Origin of the sequence: Pseudomonas sp. S30 (assembly GCF_016518545.1) — a bacterium.
GTDB lineage: Bacteria > Pseudomonadota > Gammaproteobacteria > Pseudomonadales > Pseudomonadaceae > Aquipseudomonas.
The window spans coordinates 63,965-81,169 of sequence record NZ_JACVTO010000004.1 but is presented as its reverse complement, the minus strand read 5'-3'; the positions used below and the strand labels follow the sequence as shown (position 1 = coordinate 81,169).

Below are 17,205 nucleotides of genomic sequence, written 5' to 3'. Positions count from 1 at the left end.
GATCCCCGGGCGACCGCACACGCCTGAGGCGTCCCCGCGGCCACCGAACGCCTCAGGCCTTGACCTCGGTATCGACGGAAATATGCGTGGCGAAGCGTCCCACCGCCGTCACCACTTCCTGGGCGCCCTCCTGGATTTCGGTGATCACCTTGCCGGCCTGGCTCGCCAGGGACAGACCCATCTCCGCCTGTTTTCTGCTCTCGCCCATGCTCAGCACCGCCTCCTCCACCAGGGTGTTGTTCTTCTGCACCACTTCGACGATTTCCTCGGTAGCGACGCTGGTGCGTCCAGCCAACTTCCTCACCTCGTCGGCGACAACGGCGAAACCGCGGCCTTGATCGCCAGCGCGGGCGGCCTCGATGGCGGCGTTGAGCGCCAGCAGGTTGGTCTGCTGGGCGATTCCCCCAATGGTCGAGACGATGGAAGTGATCAGCTGCGACTGGTGCCCCAGCGCTTCAACGCCGGCCGAGGCACTGCTGACCTGGCTGACGATACGGTTCATGGTCTGCACCGTGTCGGTCACCGCCGAGGCCCCCCGGCGGGCAGAATCGTCGGTCTTGCGCGATACGTCGTACGCCACCCCGGCCGCCGAGCTGACCTCCATCTCGTGGTGCACCTGATCGGTGATGTCGGTGGCGAACTTGACGATCTTGTACAGCTGGCCACGGGTGTCACGCACCGGGTTATAGGAGGCTTCCAGCCATAGCTCACGCCCGGACTTGTCCAGGCGACGGAAGCGGTCGGCGACGAACTGGCCTTCGTTGAGCCGCTGCCACAATTGGTGGTAGGCAGGTGAATTGCCGTAGACGGCGTCGCAGAACATGCTGTGATGCCTGCCGACGATCTCGGGCAGGGTATACCCGACGGTGTCGAGGAAATTCTGATTGGCATTGATGACGGTGCCATCGAGTTCGAATTCGATCACCGCGGTAGAGCGCGACAACGCGCTGATGAACTCATCATTCTCCCGGGCCTTGTTGATCGCGGCAGTGACGTCGATGCCGTAGCCCGACATATGCGTTACCGTGCCATCTTTGCCCTTGATGGGACAGAAGGCCGCGCGCATCCACACCAGGCGCCCGTCGGCTGCGATGTAGCGGTAGTCGTCGCTGACGCCGGTGCCGTTGCTCACCGCTGCCATGAAGTTCTTGTAGCACTGCAGTTCCTTCACATAGGTGGGCGTGATGCCGGCCAGGGAACTGCCCACCAGGCGTGAAACCTCGACTCCGACCAGGCGTGCGAAGTTGGCGTTGGCGGCAGTGATCTGCAGCTCGCGGTTCAGTGTCAGCTCCAGCATCTGCTCGCTTCTGCTGCGCTCGGCACTGCGCAACTGCTCGACTTCGAGCTTGAGCCGGTCGATCTCTTTCTTCAGATTGGCGTTGAACATTCTCGCATCCCTTCAGTGGGCAGTAACCGTAGTTGCAGAAGGTCTTCGACCTTCGATGGTCGAGGACGTCGGTGGCACGATGAACGCTAGAAAACGGTGGTCGGACGCCCGCCTCCCTTGACCAGCCAGGTGGCCAGGTCCGTGGCCGGCATGGGCTTGGCATAATAGTAGCCCTGGCCTTGGTCGCAGCCCCATCCTCTGAGCAGGTGGTGATGCAGGTCGGTCTCGATGCCTTCGGCCACGACGGTCAGGCGCAAGTCGCGCAGCAGGCTGACCAGGTTGCGGATGATGTGCCATTCGTTGCTGCCCGGCTGCAGGTTGGCCAGCAGCGAGCGGTCGAGCTTGACGCTGGTGGCCGGGATCTTGCGCAGGTAGACCCAGTTGCTGTAACCGCTGCCGAAGTCGTCGATGCCGATGGCCACGCCCAGGCTGCGAAAGCGCTGCAATTGCTCCTGCACCAGGTCGAAGTCGGTGACCAGCACGCTTTCGGTGAACTCCAGCTCCAGGTGCCGGGGATCGACGCCGTGGTCACGCAGTGCACGGGTGAGATCATCGAACAGATGGCCGTCGGTCAGGTCCAGGGCGGAAATGTTCAGCGAAACCACCATCTCCAGCCCGTCGGCGCGCCAGGCGGCGAGTTGCTGGCAGGCATGGCGCATCACCCAGCGGGTGATGCCACGGATCGACGCCGTGGTCTCGGCCAGCGGGATGAACTCGGCCGGGCTGATCGGGCCGAGCGCGGGGTGCGTCCAGCGCAGCAGGGCCTCGACAGCCACGCAACGGTTGACGCTCAGGTCGATTCGCGGCTGGTACACCAGGCACAGCTGGTCGGTGGCGATCAGCGCCCCCTCCAGGGCATTGAGCAGCGTGGTGCTACGACGCAGGTGGGCGTCGATCAGCGGATCGTAACCCAGCCAGCGGCGCTCGCTGCGACGGGCCGCATCGGTCATGCTGGCCAGCAGGCGCAGTCGGTCGATGGAAGCATCGGCTTCGACGCCCAGTTGCAGCACGCTGATGCCTACGTCGGCGAAGACCGGCACGTTCCCACAATACAGCGGCCGGCTCAACGCCGCGACGATAGTGTCCAGACGCGCGTGCAGCAACGCCGGTTCGCAGTGCTCCATCACCGTGAGAAAGCTTAGGGTTCCGGTGCGGTACAGTCGCGCGCCAGCGGGAAACGCCGCCAGCAGCGCCTCCTTGACCGCGAGCATGAACTGCACGAAGAACTCGACACCCAGCGTCTTGACCAGGCCGTCCATCGCCGAGGCGGCGATCGGCTCGATGAATACGGCCGTCTGGCCCTCGAAGGCATGCCCCTCGTGCAGGTCTGCCTCGAAGCGCTTGCGGTTCGGCAGCCCGGTCATGCTGTCGTAGAAATGCTGCCGGTGGATCGACTTCAGCCGCGCTACCACGATGTCCGCGGCATTGGCCAACAGCGCTCGCTCCCGAGTGTCCAGCACTGGGCGCGACTGGTGATCGATGATGCACAGGCGCCCCAGACTCAGGCCGGGACTCACCACCAGCGGCGCCCCGGCGTAGTAGCGAATATGAGGCTCGCCAGTGACAAGCGGGTTCTCGGCGAAGCGCCAGTCCTGCCGGGTGTCGCAGACTTCGAGGATCGAGTCCAGGTGCAGTTCATGGGCACAGAATGACCACTCGCGTGGCGTTCGGTCACCTTCCATACCGATACGCGCCTTGAACACCTGATAGTCGCGATCGATGATGCTGACCAGTGCCGTCGGCACCTGAAAGTAGCCGCAGAGCATGGACACCACACTGTTGAGCACAGGATCGGACCCATTCGCGATCGCCGATGTGAGCCGGTCGACCTCGACCAATCGCAGACGCTCATTCTGCGCGATTGTGGAAACTCCCATGGCACCTCCTGATAACCTGATGAAACAATGACCGACCTCAATAGCGGCATTTAGCCAGCTTAGACAAACAATACACTCATGCGCAGTGACCAGCCTTGGTCGGGGGGAGCAATAAAATCTATTGGACCGCGGAGGGCGAATAGCCTATTTGTCCGCCGGGAAACACCGTGTTTAAGGTGTAGTCAGGTTGTCGGCCAACGAGCCGATTGATTGAACACTTGTGAGTCGGAGGGCTATTTGGCCTGTTACAAAGGATGGACCGTCCGCCTGGTCAAGCGCTGGGAGCGCGCGCGCTGGCATGATGCGAGCCGCTACCTGGGCGCCATCGTGATCGTTGCCTTGTGCTGCATCGGCCGGGCGCAGATGCCGGCGACCGCCCTTCCCTACCTGTTCTTCATTCCTGGGCTGATGCTGATCGGGTTCTGGTTCGGCATCGGTCCGTCAGCCTTGGGCTGCACCCTGGCCGTATTCGCGGCCCAGTATTTCTTCATCGGACCACTGGGTTTCACCGCCGACTGGGGGTCGTGGGCCAACAGTGCGAGCTTTGGCGTGGTGACCTTCATCATGGCACTGGTCTGTGCCCTGCTGCGTCGCAGCCTGAATGCGCTGGGACAGGCGAACCTGAGCCTGATTTCGCAAGCGCAGCGCCGCAAGGACGAGCGCGACAGCCTCTGGAACCTCTCGCCGGACCTCATCTGCACCTTGTCGGATGAAGGTGGCTTGCTGACGATGAACCCGGCCTGGGAGCGGCAGACCGGCTGGAGCGACCAGCAGCTGCGCGAGGGCGCGTTCGATAGCCTGATTTCGCCCTCGCAAATCGTCGATGCCCTGCGCAGCCTGAACGACCGTCCGGTGGCGGAACTCGACACGCAAAGCGTGCGCAGCGACGGCCAACCCCTGTGGCTGAACTGGCGGATCGCCGGGCGCCCTGGTCGCTACACCGCTATTGCGCGGGATGTGACCCAGCTCCGGGAGCGCCAGCAAGCGTTCGAGCAGGTCAGCTCACAATTGCAGCAAAGTCAGAAAATGCAGGCGCTTGGCCAATTGACCAGCGGGCTGGCCCACGATTTCAACAACTTGCTGACCGTGATCACCAATACCCAGGACATGATCGACAAACGCCTGGCACAAGGCCGCCACGGCGAGCTGCAGCGCTATGTGGCGCTTGCCAGAACGGCGACGCGTCGCGCCAGTTCGCTGACCCAGCGACTGCTCGCCTACGCCAGACGCCAGCCCCCGGCCAGCGAAGCGGTGGATGCCGGGCTGTTGATCGACGATATGAAGGACCTGATCGGCCGAACCCTTACCCCGCAGATCGACTTCGACGTGCTGGCCAGCGCCAGCCGCGTGCTGTGCTATTGCGATGTCCACCAACTCGAGAGTGCAGTGATGAACCTGTGCCTGAACGCCCGCGATGCCATGCCCCAGGGCGGTCGGTTGCTGATCGAAGTACTGTCGGCGTCAGTGGGCGAGCGGCAAGCCGATACGCAGCTTAGGGCCGGCGAGTATGTGCACGTGCGCGTCAGCGACACCGGCACGGGCATGCCCGATAGCGTGGCCGAAAAAGCTTTCGAGCCATTTTTCACCACAAAACCCTTGGGTTCCGGCACTGGCCTGGGACTGTCGATGGTCAGGGACTTCGCCCTCCAGGCCGGGGGCACCGCGCGTATCGAGTCGAAGCTGGGGCAAGGTACCCGCGTGAGCCTGTTTCTACCGGTGCATGCCGATGCGTCGGTGCCAGCCGCAAGCGACGATGGCGACCTCCTGATCGACACCGCTGCGCGGCTGAACGGCTGGGCACTGGTGCTGGACGACGAGGCAGCCGTGCGTGAATTGCTGGTCGAGGTGTTGCGCGACATGGGTCTGCAAGTCACCGAAGCGGCCACGGCCGAGCAGGCACTGGCGCAGATGGCCGAACGTGCCGACCTTCACTTGCTGGTCACCGACCTGATTTTGCACGGACCTCTACGCGGCGATGCAGTCGCGGCGCAGGGGCGTGCCCTGCACCCACGGATGCGAGTGCTGTTCGTCTCAGGCTTCATCGATGCCGCCGAGGTGGTGAGTCAGTTTCCCGAGCGGGTCGCCCATCTGGCGAAACCCTTCACCCTCCAGCAGTTGCAGGCCAACGTCGGGCGCTTGCTCGACCGACCAGTCGCACGGCTGTGACAGGAGATACCCATGCTGTTCATCGTCATGCTGGGGGGACGCCATCCCCGCGCCAATATCGAAGTCCACGATGTGGTCTTCGCCCATGCCGCGTCCTTGTCCGACACTTACGGGCAATTGCGTGAAGCGTGGTTCGGTAGCGCCAGGGGGTTGCATGTCGACTCCTGGCTGGAAGTCGACGGCATCGACGGCTATCGCGTCGAGCTGAGCCAGGCAGCACCGGGACCGGACGCCATGAAGCTGTTCTTCATCAATCTGGGCGGCTATGAGCCAGGCGTGTTCGGCGAGGCGCACCGCTACCTGCTGGTGACCGCGCGCGACAAGGCCGCAGCCAAGGCAACGGGTAAGCGGCAGATGACTCGAGGGTGGTCCCAGGCGCACACCGACGCGGTGCTCGACGTGGATGACTGCCTGCCAGTGGATCAGGTGGAAGGACGCTATGTGCATCTGGTACAGGGCCCGCATCGCCCGATCGTGCAGCGCAGCGACTACCTGCTGATCTGAGGGGCATCGATGCCAGCTCGGCTGCGATCGGCTATGCTGGCCTTCCTTCTGTCATGAGATTGTCATGTCGTCTGCCGCTAGCTTGTCGTCCACTCAGCGCGCCGATCGGGATTCGCGCAATGCGGCCCAGGTTCTGGGACTGTGCCTGCCCAGCGACGTATTGCTGTATTTGCTGCTGCCCATGTATGCGGCTGATTTCGGTGTCACCCTGGCCCAGGCAGGCGTGCTCCTGGCGGCCAATCGCCTGGTGCGCATCGTCGGCTATGGCTGGGTGGTACGCTTCTATGCCCGCCAGGGCGATCGCGCGGCCTGCAGCCTGGCGGCGCTGGGCGCTGCAGGGTCGGCGCTGGGCAGCGCGACCCTTTCGGGCTTCGCCGGGCTGCTGGTGCTGCGGCTGATCTGGGGACTGTGTTTCGCCACCTTCAACCTGAGCACGCAGACCCTGGCGACCGCCGAGGCCCAGGGGGCCGCCCGGCGAGCCGGTCGATCGCGAGCGACGCTGTCCATTGGGCCCATGCTGGCGCTGCCGCTGGGTGCGGTGATGGCCCAGACCTACGGTCCGCGCAGCGTGTTCCTGATCCTGTGCGCCAGTGCGCTGCTGGGCCTGTGGCGGGCCCGCGCCTTGCCCGCTGAAGGCCATGAGATCGGCGGTCCTGGCGGACGCCGCCTGAAGCTGCCCGATAGCATCGCGACATGGTCGTTCATCGAAGGGGTGACGCTCGATGGCCTGTTCATCTTCGGGTTGTCGCTCTACGCCCAGGTCCATCTTGGCGAATCGGGTGTGCTGGCCGCAGGGGGATTGATGGCCGTGCGCTACCTGAGCGAAATGCTCTTCAGTCCCTTGGGAGGGCGGCTGGCCGAGCGTTTCGGCGCACTGCGCATGCTGGTCATGTTGTCACTGGCCACGGCGCTGGCGCTGCTGGTGTTCGCCAGCCAGTGGCTGTTCGTCGGCGCCTTTTTCGTGCTGTTGTTGCGCGCGCTGCAACTGCCGCTGGTGGTCACCCTGGTGGCGCGGCGCAACCCGCAGCAGCGGATCCAGGCGCTGGCCGGCAACGCGGTGTGGCGCGACATCGGTGCCGGCCTCGGGCCGATGCTCGCCGGCGTGCTGCTGCCCAGGGTGCCGGCGTTATGGGCCTACGCGGGTGCCGCCGTGGCGATCACCCTGGCCGCCCTGGCCTGCGCGCGCTCCAGGCGACACTGAAGCGGCTCTCAGGACAGCAGTGCCGACGCCGGCGCGCGGTGCCTCGACGGCTGCTGCCAGGCCAGCTGGGCCTGGACGGCGGCAGCGGCGGTCTTGACTTTACGGGTCCAGTCGCCATCTTTCGGACACACCACCACGACCCGGAAGCCATGGTCGTCGCCTTCGATGCCTACGCCCTCGGAATCGTCGACGTGCAGGTCGATGTCGAAGGCCGACGGCAGCTTGGACGGGCCTTTTTCCAGCCCCCTGGCGGCCAGCACCTGCTGGTGACGGTCGCTGTTGACCACGCCGTCGACGCGGATGCCATAAAGCAGCAACCAGCGACGGATGTAGGCCGGGGAGCGTCCGGACGAAGTGTAGATCCAGATGCTGTAGCCTTGGCGGCGCAGGTCGCGCATCAGCGCGCGTGTACCGCGGCGCAGCGGCTCGCCCAGCCAGCGGTGCACCCAGGTGGGCAAGTTGCTCAGCTCGGCCGGGCTGTGGTCGGGCAGGCAGGCCAGGGTGTCGTCGATATCGAAGGAAATGCGTACCTGGGGACGGCTCAACAGCCGGGTGACGCCCTGACAGGCACGTCGTCCGCTACTGCGCCACTGGTCCAAGCGCGAAGCGCGGTTCATCAGCGTACCTCCCCGGACAGTCGAGGCGAGGCACTGCGCAGGAAGAAGGCATCCGGTGCCGGCGCCTGGGCTTCGAGGAAGGCCGCGTACTTCTTCTTGATCTTGGGCAGTTCGTACAAGGCTTTCACACCATGCTTGGCAGAGTTGCGGATGACCGACGACGGGTTGAAGTAGCCTTCGGCATTGTCCAGCGTGAGCACGAAAGGCGGCAGGCCAGCACGCATCAGCAGGTAGCTGACGATCAGCGAACCGGTCCGGTTGTTGCCTTCGATGAACAATTGCGGCTTGCTCAGTATGCGCACGTAGACACCTGCTGCTCGCTTCCACACCGAATCGCTGCGGTACGAGCAATACCAGTTGTACAGATCCTTGATGCCACCTTCGACATTGTTGAAGAACTGCTCCTCGGTGGCGACCAGGTGCTGGGCGAACTCCCGGCGCCGGGCCGGATCGGTACCGCACAGCACGGTAGCGTTGATCTCCAGCATCAGGTTCACCTGTTGCAGATCGAACAGGTCCACGCCCCGCGCGACATACTCGTCAATCAGCGCGTAGCCTTCAAGTACATTGTGCAGCACTTCGTCGGTGAACGGATCGCGCGGCTCGGTGAAGTGGCGGCTCAGCGCGGCGAAACGGCCCTGCACCTCCCGCAGGGCACGCTCGACGGCGCTGAGGTCTAGACGACGTGTCGCAGGCATAGGCAATCTCTGAAAACACGAATGGAAACACGGCCAAGGGTCGCCGAGGCCTTCCTGGCCTGGGACCGCTCGACCGCTCGGAAGCCTGTGGCGCTCAGCTGAACTTGCCGCTGATGTAGTCACTGGTCAGTTGTTCGCGCGGATTCTGGAAGATCTCGGTGGTCGGGCCCATCTCCACCAAGTAACCGGTACGCGTGCCCTGGGAAATGTCCACCGAGAAGAATGCCGTGGTGTCGGCGACGCGGATGGCCTGCTGCATGTTGTGGGTCACCAGCGCAATGGTGTAGTCCTTCTTCAGTTCGACCATCAACTCCTCCACGCGACGGGTGGCGATCGGGTCCAGGGCCGAGCAGGGCTCGTCGAGCAACAGCACTTCCGGCTCGGTGGCGATGGCACGGGCGATGCACAGGCGCTGCTGCTGGCCGCCGGACAGGGACAGGCCGCTGACCTTGAGCTTGTCCTTGACCTCGTCCCACAGGGCGGCGCCCTGCAGGGCATGCTTGACACGGTCGCCGATGTCACCTTTGTAGCGGTTCAGGCGCAGGCCGAAGGCGACGTTGTCGAAGATGCTCATGGAGAACGGGTTGGGTTGCTGGAACACCATGCCGATGTAGCGGCGCACCACCACCGGGTCGACGCCCTTGCCGTAGACGTCCTGGCCGAGGAAATGCACGTGGCCTTCGAACCGGAAGCCTTTGACCAGGTCGTTCATGCGGTTCAGGCTGCGCAGCACGGTGCTCTTGCCGCAGCCGGAGGGGCCGATGAATCCGGTGATCTTGTTCTTCTCGATCGGCACATGGCTGTCACGCACGGCCATGAAATTGCCGTAGAAGATCTTGTCCAGCTTGCAGTCCATCACCACTGGTGCCGGGTCGACCAACGGAGCGGCACGTTGCGCAGTCGATACGTTCAAGTTGTAGGCTCCCGTACTCAATACTTTGGCTTGCCGAAAATACGGCTGAGAATGTTCACGATCAGCACGATCACCACCAGCACCAGCGAGGCCGCCCAGGCGAGCTCGAGCTGGTTGTCGAACGGCATGCCGGAGAAGTTGTAGATCAGTACCGCGAGCGACGCGGTGGGGTTCATCACCGCCAGGCTGCCGTCGTGGAAGATCCAGTAGTTGCTGAACAATGCAGTGAACAGCAACGGCGCGGTTTCACCGGCGGCGCGGGCGACGGCCAGCATCACACCGGTGAGGATCGCCGGCATGCCGGTCGGCAGGATGATCTTCCAGATCACCTGGGCACGGGTGCAGCCCATGCCGTAGGCCGCGTCCTTCATGATCTTGGGCACCATCTTCATGGCTTCCTCGGCGGTCAGCACCACGATCGGCAGCATCAGCACGGCCAGCGCAATGCCCCCTGCCGGGGCCGAATAGGTGCCGGTGGTCATGACCACCAGGGCGTAGGCGAACACGCCGGCGAGGATCGACGGCAGGCCGGTGAGCATCTTGGCGGCGAAGCGCGAGGCATTGGCCAGCTTGCTGTCCGGGCCCAGTTCGGCGAGGAAGATCGCGGCCAGGATACCCACCGGCACGGCGATGGCGGCGGCGATGCCGACCATGACGAAGGTACCGGCCATGGCGTTGCCGAAGCCGCCGCCCATCTCGAATCCGGTCGGAGGCAGCTCGGTGAACACTTCCAGGCTCAGACGTGCGCCGCCCCGTGTGATCAGCATGTACAGCACCGATATCAGCGGCACGCTGGCCAGCAGCGCCACGCACCAGACCAGCGTGGTCAGGCACAGGCTGCGCAGGGCACGGCCTTCGAAACGGCGCTGCAGGCTCGGCAGTGCGGCCACGGGGGTGGTGAGGTCAGTCATGATTTATGTCCCCGCTGGGCGTAGAGCATGATCAGCGATCCGACGACGTTCACCAGCAAGGTGATGAACATCAGGACCAGTGCGGCGTACATCAGCACTTCGACCTCGTTGGGCCCGGCTTCGGGGAAGTTCAGCGCCAGCAGCGCCGCCAGGGTATTGGCCGGGGCGAACAGCGACAGGGTGATGGTGTTGGCATTGCCCACCAGCATCGCCAGGGCCATGGTCTCGCCCAGGGCGCGGCCCAGGCCCAGTACCAGGGAGCCGAAGATGCCGGTCGCGGCCGAAGGCACCATGACCTTGAGGATCGCTTCCCAATGGGTGGTGCCCATGCCGTAGGCGGCCTGCTTGGTCTTCATCGGCACGCTGGTCAGGGCGTCCTGGGACACGGCCGCAACCGTGGGCAGGATCATGATCGCCAGGACCAGGGCCGCCGGCAGCAGGCCGGGGCCGCTCAGCGACGTGCCGAAGAACGGAATCCAGCCCAGCTCGCTGTTGAGCCAGGTGGTCAGGGGGCGGATCGCCGGGATCACCACGTAGATGCCCCACAGGCCGTAGACCACGCTGGGGATGGCGGCGAGCAGCTCGACGATGGTGCGAAACACGGCCGCCAGGCGAGCCGGTAGAAAATCCTGGGTGAGGAAGATGGCCATGCTGATGCCGAAGAAGCCGGCGATCAACAATGCGATCAAGGCGCTGTAGAGCGTGCCCCAGATCGCCGGCAGAATGCCATATTTGCCTTGGTTGACATCCCAGACGCTGCCGAACAGCACGTCGAAGCCGTGCTTCTCCATGCCGGGCAAGGCCTTGCGTCCGACTTCGTAGATGAGTGCGAAGACCAGCGCCAGGACCAGCACCACGCCGATGCGGGCCAGTGCGCGGAAGGTCCGGTCGACCAGGAAATCCTTCGCCGAGGGCGGCTGGCACGCGGAATTGGGGTTATCCGGAATGGCAAAAGGTGTGTTCATGAAAGGGTTCCGGGACAGGGGGAAAGCGAGCGGCGGGCCTTGTCAGCGGCGCCGCACGCATCCTGACGACGCTTACTTGATGTTCTGGGCAGCCTTGCGCACCTGGTCGACGACCGAGGGTGGCAGCGGGATGTAGCCCATCGAGTCGGCGATCTTCTGACCTTCGGTCAGGCTGTACTCGACCATGTCGCGCATGGCTTTGGCCTTGGCCGGGTTGCCGTTGTCCTTGCGGAAGATCATCCAGGTGTAGGAAGTGATCGGGTAGGACTTGGCGCCGTCCGGATCAGGCAACCAAGCCACCAGGTTCTCCGGCATGTTCACCGCAGCCAGCGCCTCGGCGCCGCTTTCGGCGTTGGGCACCACGTACTGGCCGGCCTTGTTCTGCAGTTCGGCGAAGTCGACCTTGGCCAGCTTGGCGAAGCCATACTCGATGTAGCCGATGGCGCCTGGGGTCTGACGCACGGTGGCGGTCACGCCATCGTTCTTCGGCGACTTGATGAACTTGTCGGTGGCCGGCCAGTTGACGGTGTTGCCTTCGCCCAGTGCCTGCTTGAACTCGGCGTTGATGGCCGACAGGTGCTTGGTGAACACGGCGTTGGTGCCGCTGGAGTCGGCGCGGACCACCACGGTGATCGGCAGCTCAGGCAGTTTCATGCCAGGGTTGGCCTTGACGATCTGGGGGTCGTTCCACTTGGTGATCTTGCCCAGGAAGATGTTGGAATACACATCGCGTGGCAGTTTCAGGCCTTTGGGGCTACCTGGCAGGTTGTACGCCAGCACGATCTCACCGGCCGTCATCGGCAGCAGTTGCACGCCCTCGGCAACCTTGGCGATCTCTTCATCCTTCATGGCCGAGTCGCTGGCGGCGAAATCGACGGTCTTGTTCAGGAAGTCCTGAACGCCGGCACCGCTACCTTTGGACTGGTAGTCGACGGTGACGCCGTCGGTCTTCTTGCTGAAATCCTTGAACCAGGTCAGGTAGATCGGGGCCGGAAAGCTGGCGCCGGAACCTGTGAGGCGGACGTTCTCTGCAGCGAAGGTCGAAGTGGCGCTGAGCGAGACCGCAACGGCGAGTGCAGCAGATTTCATCAGGCGTATCATGGAAAAGCGCTCCGTGTGATGGCCGGCACACTGTGCATCAGCTGTGTGACAACTTTGTGACTGTTGGGTGGCAAAGTGGCAGCCGACACCGACCCGTCCGCCGTTGGTCGTGGCGAAATGTCGCTAAGGCGAACCGAACCGGGCGTCAAACAGTCCTCCCTCCAGGTACCCAAAAAAAGTGCCGCGGGCCCCGTGAAGCCCTTACCTGACCTGGAGAACCTCGATGACCGACCACATCCCCGCTGCCACCACCCCGCTGCGCTTCGAGCCGGGCTTCGAGCAGATCCCCGACGACGAGGCCCAGACCAGTCAGGAACTGGCCGAGACCCTTAAGTCGATCATGCAGAAGACCTTCGAAGACCGTGGTCACTCCGATCGCAGCGTGCACGCAAAAGGACACGGTCTGCTGCAGGGCACCTTGACCGTGCTCGACAATCTGCCACCGCACCTGGCCCAAGGCGCCTTTGCAAGGCCTGGCACCCTGCCGGTCTACCTGCGCCTGTCCACCAACCCTGGCGACATCCTCGATGACAAGGTCTCCACGCCGCGCGGGCTGGCGATCAAGCTGGTGGGTGTAGAAGGTGCGCGGCTGCCGGGCAGCGAAGGCGACACGACCCAGGACTTCGTCATGCAGAACGCCAAGGCCTTCACCGCCGCCACCCCCAAGGAATTCCTCAAGACCCTGAAGCTGTTGGCCAAGACCACCGACAAGGCGCCGCGGACCAAGGAAGTGCTGTCGGCGGTGCTGCGTGGCGCGGAAAAGGTGGTCGAGGCCTTCGGCGGCGAAAGCGGTACCCTCAAGAGCCTGGGTGGTCACCCGCAGACTCATATTCTGGGCGAGACCTTCACCACGGTGGCGCCGCTACTGTATGGCCAGCACTACGCCAAACTGGCGCTGGTGCCGGTTTCGCCGAACCTCACCGCACTGACCGACCAACATGTGGACTTCGACGGCGATCCGAACGGGTTGCGCTCGGCCGTGACCCGGCATTTCGAGCAGTCGGGAGGGACGTGGGAACTGCGAGTGCAACTGGCCACCGATCTGGACAAGATGCCCATCGAAGATGCCTCGGTTCAGTGGCCCGAGGACCTGAGCCCGTACGTGACCGTGGCGCGGGTAGAGGTTCAGCCGCAATTCTCCTGGTCCGAGGACAAGGTGCGGGCGATCGACGACGGCATGGCCTTCAGCCCATGGCACGGCCTGGCCGCTCACCGCCCGCTGGGTGGCGTGATGCGCTCGCGCAAGCCTTCCTATGAGATGTCGTCGGCGTTCCGTGCCAGCCACAATGGCTGCCCGATTCACGAACCGCGCGGCTGACTACGAGCGCCATCGGGGACACGCATCGAACGAACGAATCCCAGGCAGGGCCGTCATAAAAAACAGCCCATGGACGCTGCCGAGGATTCGCGAATGACCCAACCCGATGACGCCTACATCCAGTGGCTGGAGGAGCGCTCGATGCTGCGCGCTTCCCAGCAGCGCGCCCGCCTTTACGCGGGCCAGTCCAGGCTGTGGCAGAACCCTTATGCCGAGGCACAGCCTCGGCGCGCCAGTGAAATCGCTTCGGTGTGGCTGACGGTCTATCCCGATGCAATCATTGCGCCCGAAGACTGCAGCGTGCTTGCCGCGCTGGGCCACGAGGCGCTGTGGAAGCGCCTGTCGGAGATCGGCATCCAAGGGATTCATACCGGCCCGATCAAGCAATCCGGTGGCATTACCGGTCACCGGACCACCCCGAGCATCGACGGCAACTTCGACCGCATCAGCTTCGACATCGACCCGCTCTACGGCAGCGAGCAGGAGTTGGTGAAGATGAGTCGACTGGCCGCCGCCCACAATGCTGTCACCATCGACGATCTGATTCCTTCGCACACCGGCAAGGGCGCGGACTTCCGCCTGGCTGAACTGGCCCATGGCAGTTATCCGGGCCTGTATCACATGGTCGAGATCCGCGAGGAGGACTGGTCGCTGCTGCCGGACGTGCCGGCAGGGCGCGATGCCGTGAACCTGCCGCCGACGACCTGCGACGAGCTCAAGCAGCGCCATTACATCGTCGGCCAACTGCAACGGGTGATCTTCTTCGAGCCTGGGGTCAAGGAAACCGACTGGAGCGCCACGCCGCCCATCGTCGGGGTGGATGGCAAGACCCGGCGCTGGGTGTACCTGCACTATTTCAAGGAAGGACAGCCTTCGCTGAACTGGCTGGACCCGACCTTCGCCGCCCAGCAGATGATCATCGGCGATGCCCTGCACGCGCTGGATTGCCTGGGTGCGCGCGGTCTTCGCCTGGATGCCAACGGGTTCCTGGGCGTCGAGACCCGGGCCGAAGGTACTGCCTGGTCGGAAAGCCACCCGCTGTCGCTGACGGGCAACCAGATCATCGGCGGCATGATTCGCAAGGCCGGCGGCTTCAGCTTCCAGGAGTTGAACCTGACTCTGGACGACATCGCCCAGATGTCCAAAGGCGGCGCCGACCTTTCCTACGATTTCGTCACGCGCCCGGCATACCAGCATGCGCTGCTGACCGGCGACACCGAATTCCTGCGCCTGATGCTCAAGGAAATGCATGCCTTCGGCATCGACCCGGCCTCCTTGATCCACGCCTTGCAGAACCACGACGAACTCACGGCCGAGCTGGTGCACTTCTGGACCCTGCACGCCCATGACATGTACCTGTACAAGGGCCAGACCCTGCCCGGCAGCGTGCTGCGCGAACACATCCGCGAGGAGATCTACGAGCGCGCCTCGGGCGAGCATGCGCCCTACAACCTGCGCTTCGTCACCAACGGCATTTCCTGCACCACCGTGAGCCTGATCACGGCAGCCTTGGGCATTCGCGACCTGGAGCAGTTGACCGATAGCGACATCCAGCAGATTCAGCGGGTGCACCTGCTGCTGGTGATGTACAACGCCATGCAGCCGGGCGTCGTGGCGGTTTCCGGCTGGGACATGGTCGGCGCCCTGCCCTTGCCAGCCGAAGCCGTGGCCGAGCGAATGGTCGATGGCGATACGCGCTGGATCCACCGCGGCGGGTATGACCTGGCCGGTTTGAACCCCGAAGCCGAGGCGTCGGTGCGTGGCATGCCACGGGCGCGCAGCCTGTACGGCAGCCTCGACGAGCAGCTGCAACGCCCGGACTCGTTCGCCAGTCAGGTCAAGAAATTGCTGGCGGTACGCCAGGCCTACGGCATCGCTGCCAGCCGCCAGGTGCTGGTGCCCGAGGTGAGCAGCCCAGGGCTGCTGGTGATGGTGCACGAGTTGCCGGCGGGGCGCGGCACGCAGATCAGTGCCCTGAACTTCGGCGCCGAGGCCATCAGCGAAACGCTGCAACTGACCGGCTTCCACCCGGGACCTGTGGTCGACATGATCAACGAGACCGTGGAAGGCGATCTGGACGAAGACGGTACTCTGGTGATCAACCTCGATCCGTTCGAAGCCTTGTGCCTGCGTATCGTCAACAGCAGCGGCCACGCCTGACTCGGCAGGCGGCCCCGACCTAGCGCTCGGGGCCGCACACGCGAGCCATCAATGCTGCGCGTCGATGGCTCGACGAATCTCCCGAACCTGCTCCTTGCTCACCTTCGAAGCCGAATTCGACCAGCCCTGGCGCAGGAACGAGGCCAGCTCGGCCACTTCCTGGTCGTTCAGGCGCTTGGCGAATCCGGGCATCGGCAGCACCGAAGGTGCGCGCTCGGTGGACGGCGTACTGGCACCCTGGAGAATGACCTGCACCAATGCGCGAGGGTTGTCCGCATTGACCACGGTCGCGCCATCCAGGCGTGGGAATACCTGCTCGGCACCTTTCCCTGAGACGAAGTGGCACGCATTGCAGTTGTCCAGGTAGAGGCGCTCGCCAAGACTCAAGTCCTTGGCGGCGGTGAGCCGCTGCTGGGTCTGGGTGGCAGCTTGGGCCTGGGCAGGCTGGGTCGATGCCGTTGCAGATCCCAGGGACTTGAGATAGGCCGCCATGGCCTGCAGGTCGGTGTCGCTCATGTGCGAGGTGCTGTGCAGGATCACATCGGTCATCTCTCCGGCCACGGCGGCCTGGGTGTTGCGGCCGGTGCCCAGATAGTCGATCACCTGCGCTTCGCTCCAGTGCGGCAACCTCCGCAGCGAGGGCACGTTCCAGCCGTTGAGCTCGGTGCCGGACAGGTACAGCGCGGCGCTGTCGTCCAGCGCCTTCTCCTGCAAGGTCACGGCGCGAGGCGTGTGACACGAGCCACAGTGGCCCAGCCCCTGCACCAGATAGGCACCGCGGGCAACTGCCGACTGCTCGACGGACGACGACGCGGCCTCAGGTGCAGGCGCGGGGGCGAACAGGGCACGCCAGTAGGCCAACGGCCAGCGAATCGAAAGCGGCCAGGGCACGCCGTTGTTGCGGTTGGCCTGCTCGACCGGCGCCACGCCCTGCATGAAGTAGGCGTACAACGCCTGGGTGTCGGCATCGGTGACCTTGGCGTAGGACGGATAAGGCATGGCCGGGTACAGGGCGCTGCCGTCGTGGCCCACACCGCGCCGCAGTGCCCGTTCGAACTGGCCGTAGGTCCAGTTGCCGATGCCGGTGCGCTTGTCCGGCGTGATGTTGGTGGCATACAGCGTGCCGATCGGCGAGGCGATACCCAGCCCACCAGCGAAGGCCTTGTCGCTGCCACGTGCGGTATGGCAGGCCACGCAGTCACCGACCCGAGCCAGGTAGGCGCCCCGCTCGATCAGCGCTGGGGTGACCGGCTCGGTCATGCGGGCCTGGGCATCGCCGACCTGGTTCAACCAGCCCGCCAGGAGCCAGGCCGCCAGCAACGCCGCCAGCGCGCACAGCAGGATGGCCAGCACCACGGAGCCTTTACGAAACCTCATGCGTGCCGTC

The 17,205-nt window shown here is 64.4% G+C and carries 13 protein-coding genes and 2 pseudogenes; 5 read left to right on the top strand and 10 right to left on the bottom strand.

Annotated elements, in window-relative coordinates; genetic code table 11:
- Positions 1-52: 52 nt before the first annotated feature.
- From IAE34_RS24710 to IAE34_RS06260, 3 genes and pseudogenes are all read right to left on the bottom strand, one after another.
- Positions 53-511 (bottom strand): annotated as a pseudogene (locus tag IAE34_RS24710) (methyl-accepting chemotaxis protein); the annotation flags it as partial.
- A gap of 105 nt (positions 512-616) precedes the next feature.
- Positions 617-1,297 (bottom strand): annotated as a pseudogene (locus tag IAE34_RS24705) (PAS domain-containing protein); the annotation flags it as partial.
- A 176-nt stretch (positions 1,298-1,473) separates the two neighbouring features.
- Positions 1,474-3,264, bottom strand: coding sequence for a sensor domain-containing phosphodiesterase (locus IAE34_RS06260; protein WP_200138003.1), 1,791 nt, complete (start codon positions 3,262-3,264; stop codon positions 1,474-1,476).
- A gap of 237 nt (positions 3,265-3,501) precedes the next feature.
- On the opposite strand from IAE34_RS06260, the gene IAE34_RS06255 reads away from it, so the two are divergent.
- From IAE34_RS06255 to IAE34_RS06245, 3 genes are all read left to right on the top strand, one after another.
- Positions 3,502-5,430, top strand: a complete 1,929-nt coding sequence (locus IAE34_RS06255; RefSeq protein WP_200138002.1) for an ATP-binding protein — start codon at positions 3,502-3,504, stop codon at positions 5,428-5,430.
- A 12-nt stretch (positions 5,431-5,442) separates the two neighbouring features.
- Positions 5,443-5,934, top strand: a complete 492-nt coding sequence (locus tag IAE34_RS06250) for a DUF1543 domain-containing protein (RefSeq protein WP_200138001.1) — start codon at positions 5,443-5,445, stop codon at positions 5,932-5,934.
- Between the two features lie 64 nt (positions 5,935-5,998).
- On the top strand, positions 5,999-7,135 hold the full coding sequence (locus IAE34_RS06245) for an MFS transporter (RefSeq protein ID WP_200138000.1): 1,137 nt from the start codon (positions 5,999-6,001) through the stop codon (positions 7,133-7,135).
- Between the two features lie 8 nt (positions 7,136-7,143).
- On the opposite strand, the gene IAE34_RS06240 is transcribed toward IAE34_RS06245, so the two are convergent.
- From IAE34_RS06240 to pstS, 6 genes are all read right to left on the bottom strand, one after another.
- Positions 7,144-7,752, bottom strand: a complete 609-nt coding sequence (locus tag IAE34_RS06240; protein ID WP_200137999.1) for a hypothetical protein — start codon at positions 7,750-7,752, stop codon at positions 7,144-7,146.
- Positions 7,752-8,450 (bottom strand): hypothetical protein, encoded by a 699-nt coding sequence (locus IAE34_RS06235; protein ID WP_200137998.1) that lies wholly within the window; start codon positions 8,448-8,450, stop codon positions 7,752-7,754. The genes IAE34_RS06240 and IAE34_RS06235 overlap by 1 nt, the downstream gene beginning before the upstream one ends.
- A 94-nt stretch (positions 8,451-8,544) precedes the next feature.
- Positions 8,545-9,306 carry a phosphate ABC transporter ATP-binding protein PstB gene (pstB, locus tag IAE34_RS06230; protein ID WP_233630991.1) on the bottom strand — a complete coding sequence of 254 codons (762 nt, stop codon included), beginning with the start codon at positions 9,304-9,306 and terminating at the stop codon, positions 8,545-8,547.
- A 74-nt stretch (positions 9,307-9,380) separates the two neighbouring features.
- Positions 9,381-10,274 carry a phosphate ABC transporter permease PstA gene (gene pstA, locus IAE34_RS06225; protein WP_200137996.1) on the bottom strand — a complete coding sequence of 298 codons (894 nt, stop codon included), beginning with the start codon at positions 10,272-10,274 and terminating at the stop codon, positions 9,381-9,383.
- On the bottom strand, positions 10,271-11,239 hold the full coding sequence (gene pstC, locus IAE34_RS06220; RefSeq protein WP_200137995.1) for a phosphate ABC transporter permease subunit PstC: 969 nt from the start codon (positions 11,237-11,239) through the stop codon (positions 10,271-10,273). Before pstC ends, pstA begins: the two co-directional genes overlap by 4 nt.
- Positions 11,240-11,311: 72 nt before the next feature.
- A complete protein-coding gene (pstS, locus tag IAE34_RS06215; RefSeq protein WP_200137994.1) occupies positions 11,312-12,340 on the bottom strand; it encodes a phosphate ABC transporter substrate-binding protein PstS in 1,029 nt (342 codons plus the stop codon).
- Between the two features lie 223 nt (positions 12,341-12,563).
- Between pstS and IAE34_RS06210 the strand changes: the two genes are divergently transcribed.
- Positions 12,564-13,658 (top strand): catalase family protein, encoded by a 1,095-nt coding sequence (locus tag IAE34_RS06210; RefSeq protein ID WP_200137993.1) that lies wholly within the window; start codon positions 12,564-12,566, stop codon positions 13,656-13,658.
- Positions 13,659-13,751: 93 nt separating this feature from the next.
- Positions 13,752-15,818: a maltose alpha-D-glucosyltransferase gene (gene treS / locus IAE34_RS06205; RefSeq protein WP_200137992.1), complete on the top strand. Its 2,067-nt coding sequence runs from the start codon at positions 13,752-13,754 to the stop codon at positions 15,816-15,818.
- A gap of 48 nt (positions 15,819-15,866) precedes the next feature.
- Here the strand turns inward: treS and IAE34_RS06200 are convergent, their stop codons facing one another.
- Positions 15,867-17,195, bottom strand: a complete 1,329-nt coding sequence (locus IAE34_RS06200) for a c-type cytochrome (protein ID WP_200137991.1) — start codon at positions 17,193-17,195, stop codon at positions 15,867-15,869.
- Positions 17,196-17,205: the final 10 nt, after the last annotated feature.

What these genes read in the sequence shown, in the direction of transcription:
- IAE34_RS06260 (WP_200138003.1), bottom strand. Translation starts at nt 3,264, where the DNA reads ATGGGAGTTTCCACAATCGCGCAGAATGAGCGTCTGCGATTGGTCGAG.
- IAE34_RS06250 (WP_200138001.1), top strand. Translation starts at nt 5,443, where the DNA reads ATGCTGTTCATCGTCATGCTGGGGGGACGCCATCCCCGCGCCAATATC.
- IAE34_RS06245 (WP_200138000.1), top strand. Translation starts at nt 5,999, where the DNA reads ATGTCGTCTGCCGCTAGCTTGTCGTCCACTCAGCGCGCCGATCGGGAT.
- IAE34_RS06240 (WP_200137999.1), bottom strand. Translation starts at nt 7,752, where the DNA reads ATGAACCGCGCTTCGCGCTTGGACCAGTGGCGCAGTAGCGGACGACGT.
- IAE34_RS06235 (WP_200137998.1), bottom strand. Translation starts at nt 8,450, where the DNA reads ATGCCTGCGACACGTCGTCTAGACCTCAGCGCCGTCGAGCGTGCCCTG.
- pstB (WP_233630991.1), bottom strand. Translation starts at nt 9,306, where the DNA reads ATGGACTGCAAGCTGGACAAGATCTTCTACGGCAATTTCATGGCCGTG.
- pstA (WP_200137996.1), bottom strand. Translation starts at nt 10,274, where the DNA reads ATGACTGACCTCACCACCCCCGTGGCCGCACTGCCGAGCCTGCAGCGC.
- pstC (WP_200137995.1), bottom strand. Translation starts at nt 11,239, where the DNA reads ATGAACACACCTTTTGCCATTCCGGATAACCCCAATTCCGCGTGCCAG.
- pstS (WP_200137994.1), bottom strand. Translation starts at nt 12,340, where the DNA reads ATGATACGCCTGATGAAATCTGCTGCACTCGCCGTTGCGGTCTCGCTC.
- IAE34_RS06210 (WP_200137993.1), top strand. Translation starts at nt 12,564, where the DNA reads ATGACCGACCACATCCCCGCTGCCACCACCCCGCTGCGCTTCGAGCCG.
- treS (WP_200137992.1), top strand. Translation starts at nt 13,752, where the DNA reads ATGACCCAACCCGATGACGCCTACATCCAGTGGCTGGAGGAGCGCTCG.
- IAE34_RS06200 (WP_200137991.1), bottom strand. Translation starts at nt 17,195, where the DNA reads ATGAGGTTTCGTAAAGGCTCCGTGGTGCTGGCCATCCTGCTGTGCGCG.